This window comes from Nesterenkonia sandarakina, assembly GCF_014138825.1.
Lineage (GTDB): Bacteria > Actinomycetota > Actinomycetes > Actinomycetales > Micrococcaceae > Nesterenkonia > Nesterenkonia sandarakina.
The window spans coordinates 2710056-2732843 of sequence record NZ_JACJIH010000001.1 but is presented as its reverse complement, the minus strand read 5'-3'; the positions used below and the strand labels follow the sequence as shown (position 1 = coordinate 2732843).

Below are 22788 nucleotides of genomic sequence, written 5' to 3'. Positions count from 1 at the left end.
CCCTTGGCGGTGTTACTGGGCCTGCCGTAAGGCCGGTATCTCACGTAGAGCCCGGTAAAACGCGGGGAGGGGGGTGCGGGCGGGAGGGGTCAGAGGTCGGCGGCCGCGGCGCGGAGCCGGGCGTGGAAGTCCCGGAGCACGCTGCGGTCGGTGCGCACCTCGATGATCCGGATGCCCACCCGGTCCTCGAGCCCGGAGAGTCCCTCGCCCAGCGCCTCGAGGTCCTCGGCGAAGTGGTAGTCGTGGCCGTAGGCATCGGCGAGCGCCTCGATGTCCACGGTCTGCGGGGTGCCGAAGAAGCGTTCCACCGCCTCGGCCTGGCCCTCTCGGCGCCCGACCGCCCCGTGCTCGAGCTGGTCGAAGATCGCGCCCCCGGAATCGTTGACCACCACAATGTCCAGGTCCGGCTCGCGCTCGGTGGCCGGAAGCAGCAGCGCATTCACATCGTGCAGGAAGGTCAGATCCCCGACCAGCGCGGTGACCCGGGTGCTGCGGGCCAGCGCGATCCCGGAGGCCGCAGAGAGGTTGCCGTCGATCCCGGACAGACCGCGCATCGCATAGATCCGCCGGGCGTCGTCGCGGGCGCCGAGCACGGTGCGGTTGAGCACCGCGGCGAGGTCCACGTCGCGGATCACCGAGGAGGAGCCCAGCAGCAGCGGGGTCTTCACCGTCTCCGCCACGAACTGCGCCACCCGCACCGAGGAGAGCTCTCCCTGGGCGAGGGCCTCCTGCTCGGTCAGCGCCGCGTCGATCAGGCGCTGCGCGGCCAGTCCTCGTTCGGTCCAGGAGTCATGCCACCCCGGGGGCGCCTTGCGGGCGAACTGCGCCAGCGCGAGCAGATCGGGAAGCACCCGCCGGGCGAGCCGGTGATCGAACCAGGCCTCCCCACCGGGGGCGTACTGCACCGCCTCGACGTCGGACCGGTTGATCAGCGCCTGGACCGGTCGGGTCAGCGTGGGCCGACCGGCGACGACGACGCGATCGACGCTGTCGGTGAGGATGCCCGCGGGCGAGCCCTCCGGGGCCTGCAGGATCAGCCGGTAGCCCTGGATGGTGCCCAGATCGCTCCAGCGAGCGTCGCTGCTGGGCTCCGCGAGCAGCGGGTGCCCGAGCCGGCGGGCCAGCTCACGGGCTTCTGCAGGGGCGTCGGCGCCCATGACGAAGACGGTGCGCGCCGTGCCCGGCCCGGCCTCGGCCGGTGACTCCCCCGCCGCAGCGGACGCCGCATCCGACGCCGCATCGAGCGCCGGATCCGCCGACACGGGGGCCGGCCCCTGCGCACCTGGGGCATTCGGCGCCTGGTCCGAGAACTCCCCCGGCTGCGGAGCGGCCACAGGGCCGACCGCTTCCGTCAGACCGGGAGCCGTCTCGGTCCCGGCGTCGAGGATCTCGCTGCCGATGATCTCGGCGCGCAGCTGCTCGGCGGAGTCGGTGCCTCGGCTGCGCCGGACGATCGGGGTCCGGGCCCAGCGCTGGACGCCGCTGGGCCGATCCTGCCCCGGGGCGGCCGGGACCAGCGGGTCGCGAAAACCGATGTTCAGGTGCACCGGTCCGGGCGAGGTCCCGGTGGCGGCGCGCAGCAGCAGTCCCACCTGGGTCTCGGCGGCGAGCATGTCATCGCGGGACTCCGGCTCCAGTCGGGCCTCACCCTGTTCCAGGTGGATCTCATCACGGACTCGACCGGCGAACATCCCCTGCTGCCAGGTGGTCTGGTTCGCGCCGGTGCCGTGCAGCTCCTCAGGCCGGTCAGCGGTGATCGCCACCAGCGGGATCCCCGAGAGGTCGGCCTCCATCATCGCCGGCAGCAGGTTCCCGGTCGCCGTGCCGGAGGTGGTCACCACTCCCGCGGGGGCCTTGGTGGCCAGCGCGATGCCCAGCGCGGTGAAGGCCGCGGAGCGCTCGTCGATGCGCACATGCACCGTGATCGCGCCGAGCTCCTCCGCCTCACGCAGCGCGTAGGCCATCGGTGCGGAACGCGAGCCCGGAGCCAGCACGATGTGCCGCATGCTCATGGTCAGGCCCCGGATCACCCGACGGGCCAGGCGCAACGACTCCACGTCATAGGCGTCGTCGAACTCACGGAACGGGCGCCGGGGTGTACTCATGCCCTCAATCCTAGAAGCTCTGCGGCGAGCACCTGGTGGGCGTCACACAGACGCTGGACCCACCACTGTTCCCGGTCAGCCTCGACTCGGTGCAGCTCGAGCAGCGCCGCAGAGGGCTCCACGGCCCCCGGCAGCACCAGTTCCCCTGCGGTGGGCAGCAGCGGGGCGTCGACCACGTCATGTTCGAACAGGGCGGCGGTGCCCAGCCCGCAGGCGTAGGGCAGGCTGGGCAGCCGGGCCGCAAGCGCCAGCCCTGCGGCCAGGCCCACGGAGGTGTCCAGCGCCGAGGAGACCACCGCGTCCAGACCCGCCTGCTCCACGATCTGCAGCGCCCGCCGCACCCCGCCCAGCGGGGGGACCTTGACCACGATCAGGTCCGCCGCGCCGAGCCGGGCCACCCGCAGCGGGTCCTCGGCCTTGCGCACGGCTTCATCTGCGGCGATCCGCAGCGGGGCTCCCGCGGAGCTGATCCCGGCGGCGGCGAGCGCCTCACGCAGCTGCGCCAGCGGCTCGACGCCGGCCACCGGCTGTTCGGCGTATTCGAAGTTCCCGTCGGAGATCTCGGCGAGCCGCTCCAGCGCGGGCACTGCCTCGGCGATGCTCCAGCCGCCGTTCGCGTCCGCGCGCAGCCCGGCCTGAGGTGCCAGCCGGCGCACCTCACGGAACCGGGCGACGTCGTCCTGGAGGGTCTGACCCGGTTCAGCGACCTTGATCTTGACCGCAGGGATGGACTCCACCGCGCCGAAGCGGGCCAGGACCGATTCCACCTGGTCCGGTGAGACCGCCGGCATGGTGGCGTTGATCGGGATGCGGCGGCGCAGCGGCGCCGAGAGGTCCTGCCAGCCGGCTTCCAGACCGGCGCGCAGCCAGGCCGCAGACTCACTGGCGGCGTACTCCGGGAAGGGCGCGAACTCACCCCAGCCGGCGGGTCCGCGGAACAGCATCGCCTCGCGGCGGGTCTGCCCGCGGAAGCGGGTGCGCAGCGGCAGCGAGACCACATGCGCCTGGGCGAGGATCTCCTCCACCGCGGGCAGCTGCCAGGTCTCACGGTTGCCGAGGGAACGCGCAGTGTGGGGGTCCATGGCGTTCAGTCTAGGCAGAGCCGGACCTGCGATACTGGTGGACATGTCAGCTGCGAGCGCGCTTCGTCCCCCGGCCCGGCGGACCGGCCTGTGGATCCTCGGAATCCTGCTCTGCTGCGCGGTCTTCATCGCCGTCTATGAGTACTTCGTCCGCTCCGACTCTGGCCAGTGGGTGGAGTATGCGATGCTCGACGCCGCGGCGGAGCGGGTGAGCTCGCTCTCCGAGCGCGGCTACGACCTGTGGTGGCTCAGCCCGGTGATCATCGCGCTGCCGGCGGTGATCTTCCTGGTGATCGTGCTGGCGCGGCAGCGTTTCCTGGCCGCCCTGATCGCGGCCGGTTCGGTGGTGGGCGCGAACCTCTCCACCCAGGTGCTCAAGACCTACTGGCTCGAGCGCCCCGATCTCGACAACGGCGTCCCCTACTGGACCGGGAACTCGCTGCCCTCGGGGCACACCACCCTGGCGGCGTCGATGGCAGTGGCGGTCTTTCTGGTCAGCTCCCCCCGGCAGCGACCCTTCGTCGCCGTGCTCGCCGCCTCCTACGCCGGGCTCGTCGGGGCCTACACCTTCACCGAGACCTGGCATCGTCCCGCCGACGTGATCGCGGCCTACCTGGTGGTGGCCGTCTGGGCGCTGATCGGAGGCTGGCTGGTGATGCGCACCGGCCCGGAATGGAACACCGCCGTGGTGGACTACGAGCCGGAGACCGCACCGCTGGCCGGGCTCGCCTGGTTCCTCGGTGTCACCCTGACCGTGGCGGCGGTGCTGTGCTTCCTCTTCTCAGGCGGGTGGAGCGGGATCGCGCTGGCCGGTGAGGAGCCCAGCCTGTGGCACTGGTTCGCCGGTCTGCTCTTCTCCATCGGGCCGGGCTTCCTGATGGCAGCCGCGGGGATCAACCTCTTTGGCGCAGAGACCGGGCGGCGCCAGCGCGGCGCCCCGGTTCCCTCTCCCAAGGGGGAGACTGTGCGGTATCCGATTCCCCCGGAGTTCAGCGAGCTCTACCGGGTCTGAGCCGATCCGCAGCTCAGCGGCCGCGCAGCCGGGTGATCAGTTCGCGGGATTCCCCCGGGCCGTAGGGGATGATCGGGATCGCCTTGGTGGCGTCGTTGACCGCGTCCCGAATCGCCTGGGAGGAGACGTTGTAGCCCTGCTGCATCCTTCGGCGCATCGATCCGATAAACTCCGCATCCACCTCCTGGCCGTGACCGGGGATGAAGCGGCTGTAGGTGCCCGACATGGAACTCAGCCGGCCCAGCGAGCGCACCCATTCCTTGGGGTAGGAGTCGTGGAACTCGGGATCATCGCCCTCCCGGACCAGATCTCCGCAGAAGATGATCCCGGTGGAGTCCTCGGCGCGGACCCCGACCACCAGGTCACCTTCGGTGTGCGCCCGGCCCAGATGCTCCAGGACGACGTCGACGCCGCCCAGGCGCAGCGTGACCGGTTCTGCAGAGACCAGGTCGGTCGCGGTCGTCACCCCCGCGTCGGCATGGGCGAAGATGCGTCGCACGCCCTCCCGGAGCAGCAGCTCATTGGCCCCGATGTGGTCAGGGTGGCCGTGGGTGTTGACCACGACGAGCTCGGCGGAGCTGAGCTCACGCACGGCGGCCAGCAGCGCCTGATGGTCTCCCTCGGCTGGGCCTGGGTCGACGAGGACTGCGGTGTCCTGTCCCAGGATCAGGCCGACGTTCAGCGGCGTGGGACCCCCCAGTTCGGCGAGGAAGACGTGGTCGTCCAAGCGGCGGAAGAGTGCGGATTCGGGAGCGTGGTCCATCATGATCACCTTCTGTGAAACCGTAGTTTCCCCCATTCTGCCTCACCATCCGCACAGAGGCTGGGAGCAAGCTTGGGGCGCCGTGGGCGGTAGAGTCTGGCCATTATGACTATGGACAATCTCCTCGACTCGATCGGCGCGGTCGAAACCCTGGCCTGGAACACCGTGGGCATCTTCGTGATCCTCGCCGTGGGCGTCTACCTCGGTTACCGCACCCGGCTGGTCCAGCTGCGCCACATCCCTGACATGTTCCGAGCCATCACGGACAAGGCCACGAGTGATGCCGAGGGTCGGACGCGATCGCTCTCGGCCTTCCAGACCTTCACCATCACCGCCTCCGCCCGGGTGGGCACCGGCAACATCGCCGGAGTGGCCGGCGCGATCGCGCTGGGCGGCCCCGGTGCGGTGTTCTGGATGTGGCTGATGGCGATCTTCACCTCGGCGGCCTCCTTCGTGGAGTCCACCCTGGCGCAGCTCTATAAGGTCCGTCGGTTCGACACTTTCAAGGGCGGGCCCGCCTACTACATCGAGCGCGGTCTGGGCAGCCGGTCCGGGGGCATCGTCTTCGCGGTGATCTTCATCTTCTGCTTCGCGCTCTCCTTCACCTCGCTGCAGTCCAACACCATCGTCGACGCCGCCACCGGTGCGGCCACCGAGCTGGGCCTCGAAGACACCACCAGCATGGTCTGGATCCTGGCCGTGGCCCTGGCCGGGCTCACCGGACTGGTGGTGCTCGCCGGGCTGCGCCGGGTGGCGCAGGTGACCCAGCGTGTGGTTCCGCTCATGGCCATGGCCTACATCCTGCTGGGCCTGGTGGTGGTCGCGCTGAACATCGAGGCGATCCCCGCCGTGTTCGGGATGATCTTCGGGGAGGCGCTGAACTTCACCTCCGCCGCGGGCGGCGCCTTCGGCGCGATGATCATGGCCGGGGTCCAGCGCGGCATGTTCTCCAATGAAGCCGGCATGGGCTCGGTGCCCAATGTCGCGGCCACCGCCGATGTGTCACACCCGGTCAAGCAGGGCCTGGTGCAGACCCTCGGGGTCTACCTGGACACGCTGATCATCTGCTCGGTCACCGCGTTCATCATCCTGGTGACCTTCCCCGATCAGGCCGTCCGGGCGGAGACCAACCTCGGCGGTGAGCTGACCCAGGAGGCGCTGACCGCGAACTTCGGGGCGTTCGGCGCCATCGCGCTGGCGGTGATCATCTTGTTGCTGGCCTTCACCTCGATCCTGGGCAACTACTCCTACGGCGAGATGAACGTGCTGTTCATCTCCAGCTCGGAGAAGAGCCGCAAGATCTACGCGGTGGCGCTCACCGCCGTCGTCTTCCTCGGCGCGATCATTCCGGTGGACCTCGCCTGGGCGATCGCCGGTGTGACGATGGTCATTATCGCGGTGTACAACCTGGTGGTGATCTCCCTGCTCGGTGGGACCGCGGTGCGGCTGCTCAAGCACTACGAGACGCAGAAGCGCCAGGGGCTGGATCCGCTGTTCCTGGCCTCTGACATGCCCGACCTTCGCAACATCGAGTGTTGGGGTGAAGCCGACATGGCCGATCATCGGGCAGGACCTGCAACAGAGCCCCGGACCTCGGCGGGGCGGCAGGACACGCGCAGCCAAGGCTGAACGGTGCGGCAGAATGGCCGCATGCCCTCACACAGCAGAAACCCGGCCTTCCACCTTGAGCGGTGGGTGGCCGGGTTTCTGCTGTGTGTGGCGCTCTTCGGGGTGCTCTACCTCGGGGCGGTGCGCACCGGAGGCGGTCAGCTGTTGGATCAGATGATGCAGCGCACCGCCGCCGGGACCTGGAACCCGCTGCCGGAGCTGAATGCGCACAGGCAGTGGGCCACGGTCTGGATCCTGCTTCCCCCGGTGCTGGCATGCCTGGCGCTGGGCCATCAGCGGGGACCCCATCAGCGCTGGCTGATCCTGCTCTGCGGGGCCGCGGTGGCGCTGGGGTCCAACATCACCACGCAGCTGATCAAGCTCATCTGGTCCACGCGTCCGGCGCTGGTGACGCTGAGCGAGGAATGGTCGGCGAACTCGCTGCCCAGCGGTCACACCACCATGGCCGCCGGCGCCGCGGCCGCCGTGTTCCTGATCTGCCGCCCCCGGGACCGCGCCTTCTGGGGAGTCCTTGCGGGCGTGTGGGCCGCCGGATGGGGCGGCTACATCTTCATCGAGGGATGGCATCTGCCCAGCGACATGTTGGCGGCCTACCTGGTGGTGGCGGCGTGGACTCTGCTCGGCGGGGCCGTGGTGCATCACGTCGAGGCGACGGACCCGCAGCTGGCGCCGCTGCCCGCGGAGCCGGGGATCCCCGGAGGTCGGCAGGCCGGGATGTGCCTGACCCTCGGGGTCATGGGCACTGCGATCGGACTGGCTGCGCTGTTGGGGCCGGTGGCGCGCCACGGACTCGCCGAGGCGACCGCCTCGCCCACTCCGTGGCTGTACATGGCCGGTGCGGCCCTGTCCTCTGCCCCGGCGTTCCTGCTCGGCGCGGTGCTGATCCCGCTGTTCTCCAGCGAGACCAAGCACCTGACACGCATGGCGCGGCGGAGCTGATCCCTGGCTGGTCTCAGCGAGGGCGGTACTGGTTCATGATCGGGCAGTCCATGGGATCGGCGTAGCCCAGACCCACCCGGTTCAGGTAGGTGACGACCATGCCGTAGGACTGGACGAGTCCGGTCGCGGTGTAACTGATGCCCTTCTCCGCGCAGAACTCCTCCACGATCGGCTTGACCTTGTGCAGGTTGGGGCTAGGCATCCGCGGGAAGAGGTGATGCTCGATCTGCAGGTTCAGCCCGCCCATCGCCACATCCATGACGCGCCCGCCCTTGATGTTGCGGGAGGTCAGCACCTGGCGCCGCAGGAAGTCCATGTCGGAGTCCTTGGGGATGATCGGCATGCCCTTGTGGTTCGGGGCGAAGCTGCCGCCCATGTAGACCCCGAAGACCAGCAGCTGCACGGCGAGGAAGCCCAGCGCCAGGCCGGGGCTCATCGCCAGGAACAGCAGCACCGGGAAGCCGAGCAGGCGGATCGCCAGCATGGCCAGCTCGGACTTGCGGCGCTTGAGCTTCTTCGCGGTGAACACGGTCTTCAGCGCGTTGTAGTGCAGTGCGATCGCGAACAGGGTCAGCAGCGGGAAGAACATCCATCCCTGACGGCGCGCCAGCCAGCCCATGAAACCGGTGCGCTGGGCGGCGTCCTCGGCGACGAAGACCAGGGCGCCGGGAGCGATGTCGCCATCCTTGCCGATGGTGTTCGGGTTGGCGTGGTGCTTGCCGTGCTTCTTGGTCCACCAGCCATAGGAGAGACCGACGATGAGGTTGCCGGTGACCCGACCGAACCATTCGTTACGCTTGCCGGTGCGGAAGACCTGCTGGTGGGCGCCGTCGTGAGAGAGGAACGCGACCTGGGTGAACAGGATCCCGAAGATCGCGGCCAGGCCGAGCTGCCAGAGGCTGTCACCGAGGGTGAACATCGCCACGAAGGCGCCGGCGAAGGCCAGGGTCAGCACCACCACGCGCGCCACGTAGCTTGAGGCGCCCCGGTCCATCAGGCCCTCGTCCTTGACCCGCTGGGCGAGTTCGAAGAATTCGTTGACCTGCTTATTACCTGCCGGGCGGGACCGCGGGGCCGGCGACCGTGTCTCGGTGATTGTCATACCCCCACGGTATTCAGCCGGGCACTGCCGGGCGTCACCCGGCGGAGCCAACTTCACCCCCTACCCGGGTAGGGGGTGAGGGTCAGGTCGGCGGGCTCACAGCGGGAAGGAGGCCCGGATGAAGTATCCGCCGTCTGGGGTCTCACCGGTCTCCACCGTCCCGCCGACTGCGCTCACCCGTTCCCTGATCCCGTCCAGGCCCAGGCCGGCGCCCGGGGCGGGCACCGAGACCGGGTGCGGCGGTGCGGTGTTGCGCACCTGGAGCAGCAGGTGCCGGGTGTCGCTGGGCGCGTCCGGCTCATCGGGGCCGCCGAGCAGCTCCGCGCTGACCTCGATGGTGGAGGACGGCGCGTGGCGCAGCGCGTTGCTCAGTCCCTCCTGGACCATCCGGTAGGCCGCAAGCCCCACGGCGGAGGAGGCCTCCACGACGTCGAGCCCGGTGACCCGGATCGGGGTGCCCGAGGCCCGGGTGGCCTCCACCAGGGAGTAGATGTCCGCCAGGCCCGGGGTCGGCCCGGTCGGCGCCTCCTCTTCGCTGCGCAGGGTGCCCAGCAACATGCGCATCTCACCGAGCGCCTGCCGGGAGGAGCGGGCGATCTCCTCGAACTCCTGCTGCGCCTCGGGGGTGATCGCGGGGAGCCGGTACCGGGCTGTGGCGGCCTGCACGCTGATCACCGACATGGAGTGGGCGACCACGTCATGGAGCTCCCGGGCGATCCGGTTGCGCTCCTCAAGCTCACGACGACGCCGGCTCTGCTGGGCGCTGGTGCGTTCTGAGACCTCGAGCCGGTCGGCGTCGCGGATCCACTGCCGGGTCAGGCTTCCCAGCACGGCGACGCCCACCCCTACCGAGGCGAACACGATCCCGGTGCTCACCGCACCCTCGGGCAGTCCCGGGGCGGCGGTGACGATCGCCGCGGCGGTCAGCAGCGCACTGGCGGCCCAGCCGCTCGCCGCGCAGTACCAAGGTTCGCGCAGCGCCGCGACCAGGATGACCCCGAACTGGATGAGCATGGCGGTCACCGGCCAGGGCCAGACTCCCACCCCGGCGTCTGCGGTGGCGCCCATCAGCGCCGCCGAGACCATCACGGAGGCGCCGATCCCGGCCCACGGGAACTTCAGCGTGAGCACCAGAGAAAGGCAGTGCGAGAGGGTCAGCACCAGGGAGAAGGCCGGGTGGACCCCGTAGATGCTGCTGGTCAGCGGCCAGGCCACCGCGAAGCCCACCACCGCGGCGAAGCAGATCCCGATCCAAGACCAGGCTGCGGCGCTGAAGGAGGCCGAGGATTCCTGCTCCTGGGAGGTCTGGAACCCCGGCGGCGGCGCGGCGACCCGGGAGAGCGTGCGCTCCAGCGGGTGCGCCTGGGGATGTTCCAGGGGAATCAGCCGCCCGCGCCCCCCGGCGCCGAGCAGGCTGGTGGCCAGCAGCGCGTCCAGCGCCGCGAGACCGCGCATCACCGCCGGCAGGGTGACCAGGAAGACCACGCCAAGGATGAAGAACACCGCAGAGTCCAACAGGTACTGCCAGAACTCAGAGTCCGGGACCAGCGCCGGGCCGATGAGCTCCAGCAGCCGGATCAGCCCGCGCTCACCGGGGATGAACCGGGACCAGAAGAAGTAGGTGATCCCCACCGGGCCCATCAGGATCCAGAGCAGCGCCACCACGAAGGTGACCAGCCGCACCGGTAAGGCCAGGACCATCTCGAAGATCAGGTCCAGCCAGCGGCGTGGATCCCCCACGGGTCGCAGCCGTCCGGAGATTCCCCGGTCCCGTGGCAGGTAGCTCACCGGGTCCAGCACCGCGCCCCAGATCCGCAGCCTGCGTCGGGAGAGCTCCGCGAACTCCGAGGCCGTGACCAGGGTCAGGGGCAGCACCAGGGCGCCCACCCACAGCGGCGCCGTCGCGATGGAGACCACCAGCAGGGTCAGCAGCAGACTGGTCCCGAAGAGCGCGATCGGCAGTCCCGGGAGCACATAGGCGCTGTCCCGCAGCAGCCGTCGGATCAGAGATTCAGGGCGAGGACTGTGCACGGGAAGGATCCTGGGCTGGAGGCATGGTGCTCACATCACACCACAGGCACCGGGGCGTGCGGTACCGGGGTAGCGTTGCACCATGTCCTCCGTCGTTCCCGCCGCGCCTTCGGCTCCGCTCCCCGGTCCTGCCATCCGGGTGCTCATCGTCGATGATCAGTCCATGATCCGCGCCGGGTTCGCCGCCCTGCTCGACGCCCAGCCTGACATCACGGTGACCGGCACCGCAGAAGACGGTGCCGGGATCGAGGAGGTGGTGCGCAGCACCACCCCCGACGTGGTGCTGATGGACATCCGGATGCCTCGGGTCAACGGGCTCGAGGCCACCCGGCAGATCCTGAGCATGGACGGAACTCCTCCGCGGATCCTGATGCTGACCACCTTCGACGCCGATGAATACGTCTTCGACGCGCTGCGCGCCGGGGCCAGCGGCTTCCTGCTCAAGGACGCCACCCCCGAGGAACTGGTCCAGGCGGTCCGGGTGGTGGCCCAGGGCGAAGCGCTGCTCTCGCCGAAGATCACCCGCACCCTGATCTCCGACTACGCCGGCCGGCCCACCGCCACCCCGCTGCAGTCACAGATGCTCTCGGAGCTGACCGACCGGGAGCAGCAGGTGATGACCGCCGTCGCCCGTGGACGGTCGAACGCGGAGATCGCCGGGGAGCTCTACCTGGCGGAACAGACCGTGAAGACCCACGTCTCACGGATCCTGACCAAGCTGGCACTGCGGGACCGGACCCAGATGGTGGTCTACGCCTACGAGTGCGGGCTGGTGCGCGCCGGGGAGTGACCCCAGGTCTCTCGGGACGCGAGCCGGCACTGGGTGGTCTGGTTGAATGGCGGCATGTCTGATTCCACTGCCCCGCAGGCCAAGCAGATCCCTACCGAACGCACCCACCACGGGGACACCTTCGTGGATCACTATGAATGGCTGCGCGAGAAGGACTCCCCCGAGGTCCTGGAGCACCTGCACGCGGAGAACGCCTACGCCGAGGCGGTGACCGCGGCGCAGAAGCCGCTGCGTGAGCGCGTCTTCGAGGAGATCAAGCACCGCACCGTGGAGACCGACCTATCGGTGCCCTCCCGCCGGGGCGATTGGTGGTACTTCACCCGCACCATCGAAGGCGAGCAGCACCCGGTCTACTGCCGGGTCGCCGCTGGCCCAGCAGCAGATGTCAGCCCCCAGGAGACCGGGGCCGGTGAGAACGACGGCGAGCACGGGTCCTGGACTCCGCCCCAGGTCGAGGCCGGCGTCACGCTGGAGGGCGAGCAGACCTTCTTCGACACCAACGCCGAGGCGGCGCAGCACCCGTTCTACCAGCTCGGCGGACTCTCGCTGAACGCCGAGGGGACCCTGCTGGCCTACTCCGAGGACACCTCGGGCGATGAGCACTACACCGTGCGCTTCCGGGACCTGAGCACCGGGGAGAACCACCCCGAGCAGATCGGCAACGTTCACGGCGGACCGGTGCTGGAACCCACCGGGCGGCGCGCGTACTACATGGTCGCCGATGCCGCGTGGCGGCCGTACCGGCTCTATATGCACACCCTGGGCACCCCGGCCGAGCAGGACCGGCTGATCCTGGAGATCAGCGACGAGCAGCTCTGGACCGGCGTCGGGCTCTCCGCAGACAAGCGCGAACTGGTGATCATCTCCGGGAACTCCGAGTACGACGAGTCCCGGCTGCTCGATGTCACCGACCCGCAGGCGGAGCCGGTGCTGCTGATCGGAGCGGAGCGGCGACTTCTGCACAGCATCGACCCGATCGAGGTCGACGGCGAGCGCCTGCTGCTGATCACGCACAACCAGTCCGGGCCGAATAATGCGCTCTCGGTGACCACCGCCGCGGCGCTGACCGCGCAGGCCGCTGACGCCGACCCTGAGGTCGACTCCGACCCTGACCAGCCGCTGGACCTGGGCAAGCCGGTGCTGCCACATGAGGAGACGGTCAAGCTCGAAGGGGTCAGCGTCACCGCCGCGCAGATCATCGTGACCGCGCGCCGGAACACCGTGGAGTCCGTGCAGCTGCTGAGCCTGGATGCGCTGCGGGCCGCACGCACCGGTGCCGATCCGGTGCGCACCTCCACCCTGCCCGGCCCGGACTTCGAGGAGGAGCTCTACACCTGCGCGGTGATCGCTGCGGAGTATGAGGCGCCGCTGTTCCGGGTCGCCTATGAGTCCTGGCTGACCCCGACCCGGATCTATGACATCGACCATGCCACCGCCGAGCCGGTGCTGCGCCGGGAGACCCCGGTCCATGATGTGGACCTCGAGGCTTATCGGGCCACCCGGATCTGGGCTCCCACCGGGGACACCCGCGCTGACGGCTCCGCGATCGAGGTTCCGGTCACGGTGCTGCACCATCGCGACGTCGTCGCCGACGGCACCAACCCCACGCTGGTCTACGGGTATGGCTCCTATGAGATGAGCATGGATCCCAGCTTCGGGATTCCGCGGCTCTCGCTGCTGGATCGCGGGATCGTCTTCGCGATCGCGCATATCCGCGGCGGCGGCGAGCTGGGCCGAGGCTGGTATGAGGACGGCAAGAAGCTGAAGAAGATGAACACCTTCACCGACTTCATCGCCGCCACCGATCATCTGATCCTTCAGGGCTGGGCGGATCCGGCCCGGGTCGCAGCACTCGGCGGTTCCGCCGGGGGTCTGCTGATGGGCGCGGTGGCCAACCTCGCGCCGGAGAAGTACGTCGCGATCCTGGCCCAGGTGCCCTTCGTGGACAACCTCACCACCATCCTGGACCCGGAGCTGCCGCTCTCCGCGCTGGAGTGGGAGGAGTGGGGCAATCCGATCACCGACCCCGAGGTCTACCGCTACATGAAGTCCTACGCCCCCTACGAAAACGTCCGCGAGCTGGCCTACCCCGCGATCGCGGCGGTGACCAGTCTCAACGACACCCGGGTGCTCTACGTGGAGCCCGCAAAATGGGTGCAGGTGCTGCGTGAGCACCAGCGCGGGGAGTCACCGGTGGTGCTGAAGATCGAGATGGACGGCGGCCACGGCGGCGCCTCCGGACGGTACGAGACCTGGAAGGAACGCGCCTGGGACTACGCGTTCATCGCGCACCACCTGGGGGCGGATCAGAAGCTCGGCGCGGGGCAGGACCTCAGCGGCAGTGAGCCACGCCGATGAGCTTCCCCGAGGCGCCGGGCCCCGGGACCCCCGCGAGCGCGGGCGGCTCCGGCGACTCCAGCCAGCACAGAGCCCCCGAGTTCGACCCGGCCTTCGCCTGGGTGAGCGACCCGGAGCTGGTGGCGATCTATGACGTGGAGAACACCGGCGGCTGGGACCACGAGTTCTACCTCGAGCTGGCCCAGGAGCTCGGGGCCGAGCGCGTGGCCGACATCGGCTGCGGCACCGGGGTCTTCGGGATCCTGCTCGCCGAACATGGCATCGCGGTCACCGGGGTGGACCCGTCGGCGGCGATGATCGACGTCGCCCGCGGCAGGACCCCGGCGGACCGCGCCGAGGCTGGCTCCGCAGAGCCGACTCCGCCGCCGCGCTGGATCCATGGCTTCGCGGATCAGCTTCCTACGGGGGTCGCGGACCTGGCCGTCATGGAGGGCCATGTGGCGCAGTACTTCCTGACTCGCGCGGACTGGGAGGCGGTGCTGAGCCACGCCTTCTCCGCGCTTCGCCCGGGAGGCCACCTGGCCTTCGAGGTGCGCAACCCGGCGGCCCTGGAGCTCGACGACTGGGACCCGGAGTCCACCCGAGAGACCCAGCCGCACCCCGACGGCGGCGAGTTCACCTCCTGGCTGGAGATCGTCAAGGTCACCGAGGATCCTGCCGAGGGCGCGCTGATCACCGCGCGGAGCCATAACATCCTGCCTGATGCCCGCAAGATCATCGCCGAGGAGACCCTGCGCTACCGGCCGCTTCCGGTGCTGCGCGAGACGCTGAGCGCCGCGGGGTTCCGCGAGGTGCGCATCTGGGGAGACTGGGACCGCGAAGAGCTCACCGAGGACTCCCCCGAGATGATCTTCCTAGTCCAGAAGCCCGGCTGAGCAGCAGCCTCGGTGCGTCCCCGCTCCTGGGTGGCAGCACGGGGTGGCGGCACAGGATCGGGTCAGAGCCGAGTCGGGTCAGGGCAGCCCCGGTTCGGGTCAGCGCGGGGCCTGGGCAGCGCCGGGCCTGGGCAGCGCAGCGCCGGTTCAGCGCCGCAGCGCTCGGGCGGACTGACCGTGCGGGGCTGTGCGCGCGAGCGGCTGGCCATCGAGGCTGAGCACGAATCCGGATTCTGACACGGTCTCCCCTGGGAGCTGCTCGGCGATTCCGTCGACCACCCCCAGCCCCTCGTTGCTGACCCAGCGGGCACCGGAGGCTTCCACCTGCCGGCGGAACCGCCGCCGGTCCTCCCGGCTCAGGTAGGCCAGGACCGCGGTGTGAAAGACCACCGGGGTCATCGAGGCCGGCACCTGGGCCAAGACCTCGGCGAGTCGTTCGTTGAGGTCTCCGGCATGGAGCTGCGGCGGGTCTGCGGCCACCAGTTCAGCCCCCGCGGCCAGCCGAGGGGTCCGGTGTTCCATGCCGGGCCAGATCAGCAGCTCCAGCCAGCGCAAGTCTCCCTCAGCGGTGACGTCCAACGGGTTCAGGTCGATCCCCGCTCGGTGACCGACCCGAGGAAGCGCCGCAGGAGCGTCGAGCCCGTGGAGCTCACATTCGAGCTCCACGGTGCTGCACAGCTCGCCCTGGACCGGGGTCAGCAGCACCTCCGCCGTGGCCCCGGTCCGGTAGCGCACCGGCCAGGCGTCAGGGTAGAGGCAGAGCCCGGCGGAGGCGCCGACCTCGATCAGCGCCAACGGGGCCGGCTCCTGCGTCTGGATCCGCGCGAAGGCCAGGTTCAGCGTGGCGATCCGACCGGGTTCATTGGTCTGCGTGGCGCGGGTGCGCATGGTGGCCTCGATCTGTGGCCAGCGCAGGCTGATCAGCGCGCGCGCCTGGGACCAGGCCTCCGCCTCCACCCCGTGCAGCCGGGCCGCGGCGAAGAGCAGGTTCGCCTGGCGCTTCGCCGCGGGAAGCCGGGCGAGCCGGGTGAGCATCTCCGCATCCTGGCTGACCCCGTGCGCCCAGTCGGCGTAACGAGGCGAGACCCCGGCCGCCTCCACCTGGGCGAAATGCCGGTAATAGGTCGCAAGCTCCTCGAGGGCGGCTTCATCCTGGGTCTCGCGACCGGGCAGTTCACGCATCGGTTTCACCTCTCCTCAGGATCTCAGCGACCTGGCAGTACACCACCCCTGAGCTCGACACCCCGAGCTCCCCACCCCGAAGCTCATCACCCCCGGCGCTCAGCCGACCGGCCAGTTCTCCTGCCGGTGGGCTGCGTCCCAGAACATCCACTCGTACTGACTCGCCCGCTGGTAGGCGGCGTGCATCGCGGCCAGGGTCGCTTCGCTGGCCGTGGCGGCGAGCTCATCGACCACCCGCTTCGCGGTCTCGGTGAGTTCGTGGAACTCCGGGTCACCGTAGGCGCTGATCCAGTCCGCATAGGGGTGCTGCTCGAGCCCACCCACCCGGGCCTTGAGCCGGGTGCCGACGTCGTCATAGATCCAGAAGCAGGGCAGCACCGAGGCTGCGAGCACCGGCAGGGAGCCGGCGGAGGCCAGCGCGAGCTCGTAGGAGGTGTAGGCCACGGTGGTGGGTGAGGGCTGCACGGTGGAGAAGTCCATCACATGGCTTGCGTGCAGCGCGCGCTCCTCCTCGATCGCTCCGGCGGCGGCCCGGGACCAGAAGATGATGTGTTCCGGGTCGCTGGACTGCGCGGCGCAGGCGGCGAGCGCGCGGGCGTAGGCGGTCAAGTAGAGCGCGTCCTGGCCCATGTAGTGCTCGAAGACCTCCCGCGGCAGCGATCCGTCTTCGAGCTGCTGCAGGAACGGCAGCTCATCGATCGCAGCGCGGATCCTCGCGGTGCTCGCCCAGGCCTGCTCTGTGAATCGTCTCGCGCTCATGTTCTGCCTCTCCATCACCGCCTGACCAGCGGCTTCAACGGTCATCCAGGTCTGCTCACCCCAACGTATCGCAGGACCGCCTCTGAAGAGTGGAGCGGGGCCAGGACGACGACGCACCCAGGCTCCTCGGTAGACTCGGGCTCGTGACCGGATCCGATACCCCCAGCAGCCCGACCGTCCCGAGCCTGCCCCCAAAGGTCTCTGACATCTTCGACCCCTGGCAGTGGCGCAGTGTGGAGGGCTTTGACTTCACCGACGTCACCTACCACCGGCGCGTGCAGCGCGACGCGGCCGGCACGATCACCGCTGATCTGCCGGCGGTGCGCATCGCCTTCGACCGCCCCGAGGTGCGCAACGCATTCCGCCCGGGCACCGTGGATGAGCTGTACCGGGCGCTGGACCACGCGCGGATGACTCCGGACGTGGGGGCGGTGCTGCTCACCGGCAACGGGCCCTCCCCCAAGGACGGCGGTCACAGCTTCTGCTCCGGCGGCGACCAGCGGATCCGCGGCCGCGACGGATACCGCTACGCCGAAGGGGACACCGCTGAGACCATCGACCCGGCGCGCGCCGGACGGCTGCACATCCTGGAGGTGCAGCGGCTGATCCGCACCATGCCCAAGGTGGTGATCGCGGTGGTCAACGGCTGGGCCGCCGGGGGTGGGCACTCGCTGCATGTGGTGGCCGACCTGAGCATCGCCTCGCGGCAGCACGGGAAGTTCAAACAGACCGACGCCACCGTGGGCTCCTTCGACGCGGGCTACGGCTCAGCGCTGCTAGCCCGCCAGGTGGGGCAGAAGAAGGCCCGCGAGATCTTCTTCCTGGCCCGGGAGCACTCGGCCGAGGAGATGGTCGCCGCCGGGGCGGTCAACGAGGCGGTGGACCACGAGCTCCTCGAGGAGGTCGCGCTGGGCTACGCCACCGACATCGCCCAGCAGTCCCCGCAGGCCATCCGGATGCTGAAGTTCGCCTTCAACGCCCCCGACGACGGCCTCGCCGGTCAGCAGGTCTTCGCCGGGGAGGCCACCCGGATGGGCTACATGACCGACGAGGCGGTGGAAGGCCGGGACGCCTTCCTGGGCAAACGGTCACCAGACTGGTCGGCGTTCCCGTACTACTACTGACTTCCCCGCGTGCAGGCGGTTCCGATGGAATCGCAGCCGCTAGGAAGAGGTTGCCAGCGCGCGCTTCTTGATCGCCTCGAACTCCCCCGGCGTGATGGTGCCCGCCTCGGCCAGCGCCTGTGCCTTGGAGATCTCCTCTGCGGGGCTGCTCTGCCGGGCGACGCTTCGGATACGTTCATCCACGGCCTTCTGTGCCAGCTCGGTCGCGGTGGCTGCGCGTTCCTGCATGCCGGTTCCTCGTGCGATCAGGTAGACCAGGACTGTGAGGAACGGGACGAAGATCAGGAAGACCATCCAGGCCGCCTTGCCCCATCCACTGAGCTTGTGGTCCCGGAAGAGGTCACCGATGACTGAGAACAGGGCCATCAGGTAGGCGATGAATGCGAAGATCCAGAAGAAGGACCAGACCACACTCCAGAATTCAGACCAGTCGAACATCGTTCTTCCTTTCGTCGGTACCTATGGTTCTGTTTCACGCGGCTGGTTCTGTTTCACGCGGCCCGACTCGGTCGCATATCCAGCGTGGCCCCGCGCATCAGCGATTCCCAGGGCCGAAGGTCACACCCCTCCATCCCACCCCCGTGCAGACCCTGCCTCGGCGCCGAACGGCTGGCACACCGCACCGGCCCACGGTGAACGGGAAGCACGGTGAACCGGAAGCACGCCCCGGGCGCTGAGGGACCAAGGACCCTGGCCGCCTCACGTGAGACCGACCAGAGTAGATCGAGGCGCGCAAGAGGGCGCGCCTGAATCGAAAGGCTCGGCACATGGCAACCGCTCCGCCTCATCAGACCGACGCTGCGCGCGTCACCCTCGCTGCTCCGGCACCCCCGGAGGCCACACACGAGATGTGCAGCCCGGGGGCCGTGCGGCGAAGCGTAGAGAACGCCCTGCACCGCAGCCAGAAGCAGCCGGCTCACCTCGTGATCGTCACCATCGTAGAGAACACCGTCGTGCTCAGGGGACGCGTGAAGTCTCGAGCCGAGAAGAAACGCGCCGGTCTGGCCGCCTGGGCGTCTCCTGAGGTGCTGCGAGTCGACAATCGCCTGCAGATCCGCCACTTCTGAGCCTTCTCATGAACCGGACGTGGACACCGCCACGCGGGGCACGCGTGGGCGCCATGAGTGAGGCCCCCAGTCAATGCGCCGCCGATGTCGCGGGCGCTGCCGGCACCGGCGGGCGCGCTGTGGGCGCCGCCATGGGCATCGAGGAGGAGTTCCTCCTGATCGACCAGGAGCAGCTGCTGCCCGCCACGCCCACCGCGGGCCAGACCCGCATCCTGCAGGCGATCGCCCCAGGCGGCGGGACCACCTCGCAGGAGTGGCTCTCCTGTCAGGTGGAACACGCCTCCGCCGTGCTCGACGACGCGACCGCCGCCACGACGGCCCTCTCCGGCTTCCGGCGGGAGCTCGCCTCCACCGCGCAGCGGCTCGGCATGCTCGCCGCACCCCTGGGCGCTGCTCCGAACATCGGCGCAGGCTCCGCAGCCATCAGCGAGATCCCTCGGTATCAGCAGATGACTGAACTGGCCCCGGCCATCGCCGCGGAGCAGTACATCAACGGCATGCACGTCCATGTCAGTATCCCAGATCCAGAGACCGGGATACGGGCGCTTAACGGGATTCGCCGGTGGCTCCCTCTGCTGACCGCGCTGGGGGCCAATTCGCCGTTCTGGCGCGGTCGCGACTCCGGCTTCGCCAGCTGGCGATCGATCCACTACCGACGTTGGATGATCAACGGAGCACCCCCGGTCTTCCAGGACTTCGCGGACTATCAGCAGCGCATCGGCGCGCTCGTGAATTCCGATGTGGTGGCCGATCAAGGCGGCGTGTGCTGGCTCGCCCGGCTCTCACAGAACCATCCCACCCTTGAGGTGCGCGCGTGCGACGTGCAGCTGGGAACACTCGACGCCGTGGCCCTGGCCTCCTTCATCCGCGCCCTGGTCTGTGCTGGCGCGGAAGCCTCTGCCGACCCGCAGCCGGCACCCGAACTCTTGGACGTCGCGCACTGGCAGGCCGCGAAGTTCGGCCTTCAAGCCCGACTGCTCGACCCCTGGTCAGGAAGCTCGGTTCCCGCCTCGAGGGTGGTGCGGCAGGCGCTGAGCCACGCGCGGCCCTACCTGGTGCAGTTCGGCGATGAGGAACTGGTCCATGCCGGGCTGGAGCGGATCCTCCGCGAGGGCACCGGGGCATCCCGGCAGCGCAGCCTGGCCCAACGCTCCGGCCTCACCGGGCTGCTCAGAGGCTCAGGAGAGTCGATCGCGGACCTCGATCTGCCTCGCCCCCTCGAGCTCTTGACCAGCAGCGACCCCAGGGCCCGCCTTCGGCCGGTCGCCGCCGCCCCGCGGATCGCGTAGTGGACGCGCCGGCGGCTCGACCACCCGAGAGACCCTTCAGGGCAGATCTCGATCTGCATCTCGCCGCGAGCCCGTGACTGAAGAATCTAGATTCCCGAGGTGATGTGAATCCGAAGCATCGCCTCCGGCCGGCGACCCGGCTCGCTTCGGTGAAACTCGCAGGCCAGGACCTGCCCCTGACTCACCACCAGGGTCATCAGGGGGTCCCAGAAGCTTGGCGCCGCCTGTATGCTCAGGCCCATACGCCGAGGGGAGAAACCCATTGGATTCACCAATTCACCATTCTGGAGACTCTTCAGGCGCTGAAACCACCCTCCCGAACCCCAAAAACGTTTCCGATGATAACCAATTGCAGGCTATGCAGAGCAGATTCCAGAATCTTCTTGCGGCCAGCCAGCTGGTCACCGGCGAGCTGGACCTGGAACAGGTGCTTCGGCAGATCGCGGAATCAGCGGTCACTCTGGTGAACGCCCAGTACGGCGCCCTGGGGGTCATCGATCCCGATGGCCACCTGGAACGCTTCATCCATGTCGGGATCCCGGCGGACCTGGTAGACCGGATCGGGCACCTCCCGGAGGGTCATGGGGTGCTAGGCGCAGTGATCGACGCGGCGAGACCGATCAGGCTCCCGAATCTCAACACCGACCCGCGGGCTGTGGGCTTCCCCGAACACCACCCCCCGATGGATTCCTTCCTCGGAGTCCCGATCACGATCCACGGCGAGACCTTCGGGAACCTCTACCTGACGAATCGGTCGGGCGGCCCGTTCACGGCAGAGGATGAAGATCTGGTCACCGCCCTGGCAACCACGGCAGCCACGGCCATCAACAATGCGAGGGTCTACGGGGAGGCACGCCGCGCCCAGCGCCTGAGCGCGGCACTCGGCGAGGTCACCTCGGCCCTGCTGGCCTCCAATGACGCTGACGTCTTCGGTGTCCTCACCCAGAGCGTCGCCTCCCTGACCGGAGCGCAGCTGGTCAGCGTGGTGGTCTGCGAGGCCGTGGGCCGGGAGCTCTACGTCGACACCGCCCGCGGGGATCAGGCAGCCGAGGTCGAGGGGACCTCGGTCCCTTGGATGGACTGCGTGATCTCCCGCGCCATGGAGGGCGAGCCCGGCATGACTCCGGAGGGGGAAGACGAGCCGGTCCCCTTCGCCGCCGACATCCCCAGCGCCTCGATGATCGCCGTTCCGCTGGTCATCTCCGGAGACCGCATGGCAGCGCTGTGCGCCACGCGCTCGACAGACCAGGCTCCCTTCCACCGTCGTGATCTGGAGCTGCTCTCCGAGTTCGCCGCACAGGCCGGTCTCGCCGTGGCGCTGGTCTGGAGCCGGGCCGACCAACAGCGCCTGGAGATGGTCGAGGAACGGACCCGCATCGCCAGGGACCTCCACGATCACGTGATTCAGAGACTCTTCGGCACGGGGCTGGGTCTGGAGGCACTGGCATCGACCTACCCGCACCTGGCCACCAGCATCGACACCCACGTGACGCAGATCGACGCGGCCATTGCCGATATTCGCGCCGCGATCTTCGCGCTCCAGACCCAGGCACCATTCCAGAACGTGAGGCACCGGCTCTTGGAAGTCATGACTGAGCTCTCGCCAAGACTCTCGACGATTCCCCGCCTGATCTTCACCGGACCTGTCGATCTGATCCTGGAAGGCGCACTCGCCGATGACGCTGTCGCGGTGCTCCGGGAGTCCCTGAGCAACGTCGCCCGTCATGCTCAGGCCGAGACCGTCTCCGTGGAGATCACCGCGACCGAAGCCCAGATCACCATCACGGTGGACGACGATGGCATCGGGGTGCCCTCCGACTCCACCCGGCGCAGCGGCACCAAGAATCTCAGCGCCCGCGCGCAGGCCTGGGGCGGAGACTTCACGCTCTCCCCCCGCATCGCCGGAGGGACCCGTGCCCTGTGGCAGGCCCCAGTCGACTCGGAGATGCGCCCATGACCCGGGTCTTCCTGGTCGATGACCACGAGATCGTGCGACGCGGGATCGCCGGTCTCATCGACGCCGAGCCCGGCTTGGAAGTCGTGGGTGAGTCCGCCACCGCACGGGGGACGCTCGCCCGGATCACCGCGACGCTGCCCGACGTCGCGGTCCTCGATGTCCAGCTGCCCGACGGCAACGGCATCGAGCTGTGCCGCCGGATCCGGTCCGCGCATCCGGAGATTCCGTGCCTGATCCTCACCGCCTACGACGACGACGCCGCCAGCATCGCCGCCGTCGTCGCCGGCGCCTCGGGGTACGTGCTGAAGAACATCCGAGGACGCAACCTGGTCGACTCGATCCTTCGAGTCGCGCAGGGCGAGAACCTGGTCACCCGGGATCTCGCCCGCAGGGTGCACTCCTCGCTGAGCGCCCAGCGGGTCCAGAAGGCCCAGACCGCGCGGGACCCCCGACTCGATCTGACGCTGCGCGAGACCCAGGTGCTGAAGCTGATCACCGAGGGTCTCACCAACCGGCAGATCGGTCAGCGGCTCAACCTCAAGGAGAAGACGGTCAAGAACTACGTCTCCGGCCTGTTGGCCAAGCTCGGGATGGACCGCCGCACACAGGTCGCGGTCTATGGGGCGACACTGGGCGCAGAGGAGCTGAAAGGGTAGTGCGGAGCCTCTTGCTGCGCAGCGCGGCACCCAGCACTTCACCGGGAAGGGACTAACGGCCCTAATGG

At 69.2% G+C, this 22788-nt stretch carries 19 protein-coding genes; 11 read left to right on the top strand and 8 right to left on the bottom strand.

What is annotated here, in order from left to right; all coding sequences use genetic code 11:
- Positions 1–89: 89 nt before the first annotated feature.
- Together menD and HNR24_RS12455 are read right to left on the bottom strand one after the other, a co-directional pair.
- On the bottom strand, positions 90–2105 hold the full coding sequence (gene menD / locus HNR24_RS12460) for a 2-succinyl-5-enolpyruvyl-6-hydroxy-3-cyclohexene-1-carboxylate synthase (RefSeq protein WP_182495920.1): 2016 nt from the start codon (positions 2103–2105) through the stop codon (positions 90–92).
- Positions 2102–3187: an o-succinylbenzoate synthase gene (locus HNR24_RS12455; protein WP_259392457.1), complete on the bottom strand. Its 1086-nt coding sequence runs from the start codon at positions 3185–3187 to the stop codon at positions 2102–2104. Before HNR24_RS12455 ends, menD begins: the two co-directional genes overlap by 4 nt.
- 43 nt (positions 3188–3230) lie before the next feature.
- Between HNR24_RS12455 and HNR24_RS12450 the strand changes: the two genes are divergently transcribed.
- On the top strand, positions 3231–4199 hold the full coding sequence (locus tag HNR24_RS12450) for a phosphatase PAP2 family protein (protein WP_182495918.1): 969 nt from the start codon (positions 3231–3233) through the stop codon (positions 4197–4199).
- Between the two features lie 13 nt (positions 4200–4212).
- On the opposite strand, the gene HNR24_RS12445 is transcribed toward HNR24_RS12450, so the two are convergent.
- Positions 4213–4965, bottom strand: coding sequence for an MBL fold metallo-hydrolase (locus HNR24_RS12445; RefSeq protein WP_182495917.1), 753 nt, complete (start codon positions 4963–4965; stop codon positions 4213–4215).
- A gap of 102 nt (positions 4966–5067) precedes the next feature.
- Between HNR24_RS12445 and HNR24_RS12440 the strand changes: the two genes are divergently transcribed.
- A complete protein-coding gene (locus HNR24_RS12440; RefSeq protein ID WP_259392456.1) occupies positions 5068–6591 on the top strand; it encodes an alanine/glycine:cation symporter family protein in 1524 nt (507 codons plus the stop codon).
- A gap of 21 nt (positions 6592–6612) precedes the next feature.
- Positions 6613–7530 carry a phosphatase PAP2 family protein gene (locus HNR24_RS12435; RefSeq protein WP_182495916.1) on the top strand — a complete coding sequence of 306 codons (918 nt, stop codon included), beginning with the start codon at positions 6613–6615 and terminating at the stop codon, positions 7528–7530.
- A gap of 13 nt (positions 7531–7543) precedes the next feature.
- Here the strand turns inward: HNR24_RS12435 and HNR24_RS12430 are convergent, their stop codons facing one another.
- Positions 7544–8632 (bottom strand): fatty acid desaturase family protein, encoded by a 1089-nt coding sequence (locus HNR24_RS12430; RefSeq protein WP_179441003.1) that lies wholly within the window; start codon positions 8630–8632, stop codon positions 7544–7546.
- 96 nt (positions 8633–8728) lie between these two features.
- The gene (locus HNR24_RS12425) at positions 8729–10663 is read right to left on the bottom strand and encodes a sensor histidine kinase (RefSeq protein WP_058887588.1); all 1935 of its coding nucleotides are present in this window, start codon (positions 10661–10663) and stop codon (positions 8729–8731) included.
- An 82-nt stretch (positions 10664–10745) separates the two neighbouring features.
- Here HNR24_RS12425 and HNR24_RS12420 point away from each other — a divergent pair, with 82 nt between their 5' ends.
- From HNR24_RS12420 to HNR24_RS12410, 3 genes are read left to right on the top strand one after another with little or no spacing between them, the layout of a single operon-like run.
- The gene (locus HNR24_RS12420; RefSeq protein WP_058887589.1) at positions 10746–11453 is read left to right on the top strand and encodes a response regulator; all 708 of its coding nucleotides are present in this window, start codon (positions 10746–10748) and stop codon (positions 11451–11453) included.
- A gap of 54 nt (positions 11454–11507) precedes the next feature.
- Complete coding sequence (locus HNR24_RS12415; RefSeq protein WP_182495915.1) at positions 11508–13811, top strand: S9 family peptidase; 2304 nt, start codon at positions 11508–11510, stop codon at positions 13809–13811.
- The gene (locus HNR24_RS12410; RefSeq protein WP_182495914.1) at positions 13808–14686 is read left to right on the top strand and encodes a class I SAM-dependent methyltransferase; all 879 of its coding nucleotides are present in this window, start codon (positions 13808–13810) and stop codon (positions 14684–14686) included. The genes HNR24_RS12415 and HNR24_RS12410 overlap by 4 nt, the downstream gene beginning before the upstream one ends.
- Positions 14687–14833: 147 nt before the next feature.
- On the opposite strand, the gene HNR24_RS12405 is transcribed toward HNR24_RS12410, so the two are convergent.
- Both HNR24_RS12405 and HNR24_RS12400 read right to left on the bottom strand, forming a co-directional pair.
- The gene (locus HNR24_RS12405; protein WP_058887592.1) at positions 14834–15868 is read right to left on the bottom strand and encodes a DUF2332 domain-containing protein; all 1035 of its coding nucleotides are present in this window, start codon (positions 15866–15868) and stop codon (positions 14834–14836) included.
- 99 nt (positions 15869–15967) lie between these two features.
- On the bottom strand, positions 15968–16672 hold the full coding sequence (locus HNR24_RS12400; protein ID WP_232301674.1) for a TenA family protein: 705 nt from the start codon (positions 16670–16672) through the stop codon (positions 15968–15970).
- Between the two features lie 98 nt (positions 16673–16770).
- On the opposite strand from HNR24_RS12400, the gene HNR24_RS12395 reads away from it, so the two are divergent.
- The gene (locus HNR24_RS12395) at positions 16771–17751 is read left to right on the top strand and encodes a 1,4-dihydroxy-2-naphthoyl-CoA synthase (protein WP_179441009.1); all 981 of its coding nucleotides are present in this window, start codon (positions 16771–16773) and stop codon (positions 17749–17751) included.
- Between the two features lie 39 nt (positions 17752–17790).
- On the opposite strand, the gene HNR24_RS12390 is transcribed toward HNR24_RS12395, so the two are convergent.
- The gene (locus tag HNR24_RS12390) at positions 17791–18189 is read right to left on the bottom strand and encodes a PLD nuclease N-terminal domain-containing protein (RefSeq protein WP_058887593.1); all 399 of its coding nucleotides are present in this window, start codon (positions 18187–18189) and stop codon (positions 17791–17793) included.
- A gap of 329 nt (positions 18190–18518) precedes the next feature.
- Here HNR24_RS12390 and HNR24_RS12385 point away from each other — a divergent pair, with 329 nt between their 5' ends.
- The 4 genes from HNR24_RS12385 to HNR24_RS12370 all read left to right on the top strand — a co-directional run bounded on the left by HNR24_RS12385 (position 18519) and on the right by HNR24_RS12370 (position 22720).
- Entirely contained in the window at positions 18519–18818 is a 300-nt protein-coding gene (locus HNR24_RS12385) for a BON domain-containing protein (protein WP_058887594.1), read from the top strand.
- Positions 18819–18871: 53 nt separating this feature from the next.
- A complete protein-coding gene (locus HNR24_RS12380) occupies positions 18872–20107 on the top strand; it encodes a carboxylate-amine ligase (protein ID WP_232301675.1) in 1236 nt (411 codons plus the stop codon).
- Positions 20108–20465: 358 nt separating this feature from the next.
- Positions 20466–22064 (top strand): sensor histidine kinase, encoded by a 1599-nt coding sequence (locus tag HNR24_RS12375; RefSeq protein ID WP_058887595.1) that lies wholly within the window; start codon positions 20466–20468, stop codon positions 22062–22064.
- Positions 22061–22720, top strand: coding sequence for a response regulator transcription factor (locus tag HNR24_RS12370; protein WP_058887596.1), 660 nt, complete (start codon positions 22061–22063; stop codon positions 22718–22720). The genes HNR24_RS12375 and HNR24_RS12370 overlap by 4 nt, the downstream gene beginning before the upstream one ends.
- The last annotated feature ends 68 nt before the right edge of the window (positions 22721–22788 follow it).

Bases quoted from the DNA above. Each gene is read 5' to 3' on its own strand.
- menD (WP_182495920.1), bottom strand. From the start codon at position 2,105: ATGAGTACACCCCGGCGCCCGTTCCGTGAGTTCGACGACGCCTATGAC.
- HNR24_RS12455 (WP_259392457.1), bottom strand. From the start codon at position 3,187: ATGGACCCCCACACTGCGCGTTCCCTCGGCAACCGTGAGACCTGGCAG.
- HNR24_RS12450 (WP_182495918.1), top strand. From the start codon at position 3,231: ATGTCAGCTGCGAGCGCGCTTCGTCCCCCGGCCCGGCGGACCGGCCTG.
- HNR24_RS12445 (WP_182495917.1), bottom strand. From the start codon at position 4,965: ATGATGGACCACGCTCCCGAATCCGCACTCTTCCGCCGCTTGGACGAC.
- HNR24_RS12440 (WP_259392456.1), top strand. From the start codon at position 5,068: ATGACTATGGACAATCTCCTCGACTCGATCGGCGCGGTCGAAACCCTG.
- HNR24_RS12435 (WP_182495916.1), top strand. From the start codon at position 6,613: ATGCCCTCACACAGCAGAAACCCGGCCTTCCACCTTGAGCGGTGGGTG.
- HNR24_RS12430 (WP_179441003.1), bottom strand. From the start codon at position 8,632: ATGACAATCACCGAGACACGGTCGCCGGCCCCGCGGTCCCGCCCGGCA.
- HNR24_RS12420 (WP_058887589.1), top strand. From the start codon at position 10,746: ATGTCCTCCGTCGTTCCCGCCGCGCCTTCGGCTCCGCTCCCCGGTCCT.
- HNR24_RS12415 (WP_182495915.1), top strand. From the start codon at position 11,508: ATGTCTGATTCCACTGCCCCGCAGGCCAAGCAGATCCCTACCGAACGC.
- HNR24_RS12410 (WP_182495914.1), top strand. From the start codon at position 13,808: ATGAGCTTCCCCGAGGCGCCGGGCCCCGGGACCCCCGCGAGCGCGGGC.
- HNR24_RS12405 (WP_058887592.1), bottom strand. From the start codon at position 15,868: ATGCGTGAACTGCCCGGTCGCGAGACCCAGGATGAAGCCGCCCTCGAG.
- HNR24_RS12400 (WP_232301674.1), bottom strand. From the start codon at position 16,672: ATGACCGTTGAAGCCGCTGGTCAGGCGGTGATGGAGAGGCAGAACATG.
- HNR24_RS12390 (WP_058887593.1), bottom strand. From the start codon at position 18,189: ATGTTCGACTGGTCTGAATTCTGGAGTGTGGTCTGGTCCTTCTTCTGG.
- HNR24_RS12385 (WP_058887594.1), top strand. From the start codon at position 18,519: ATGGCAACCGCTCCGCCTCATCAGACCGACGCTGCGCGCGTCACCCTC.
- HNR24_RS12380 (WP_232301675.1), top strand. From the start codon at position 18,872: ATGAGTGAGGCCCCCAGTCAATGCGCCGCCGATGTCGCGGGCGCTGCC.
- HNR24_RS12375 (WP_058887595.1), top strand. From the start codon at position 20,466: ATGCAGAGCAGATTCCAGAATCTTCTTGCGGCCAGCCAGCTGGTCACC.
- HNR24_RS12370 (WP_058887596.1), top strand. From the start codon at position 22,061: ATGACCCGGGTCTTCCTGGTCGATGACCACGAGATCGTGCGACGCGGG.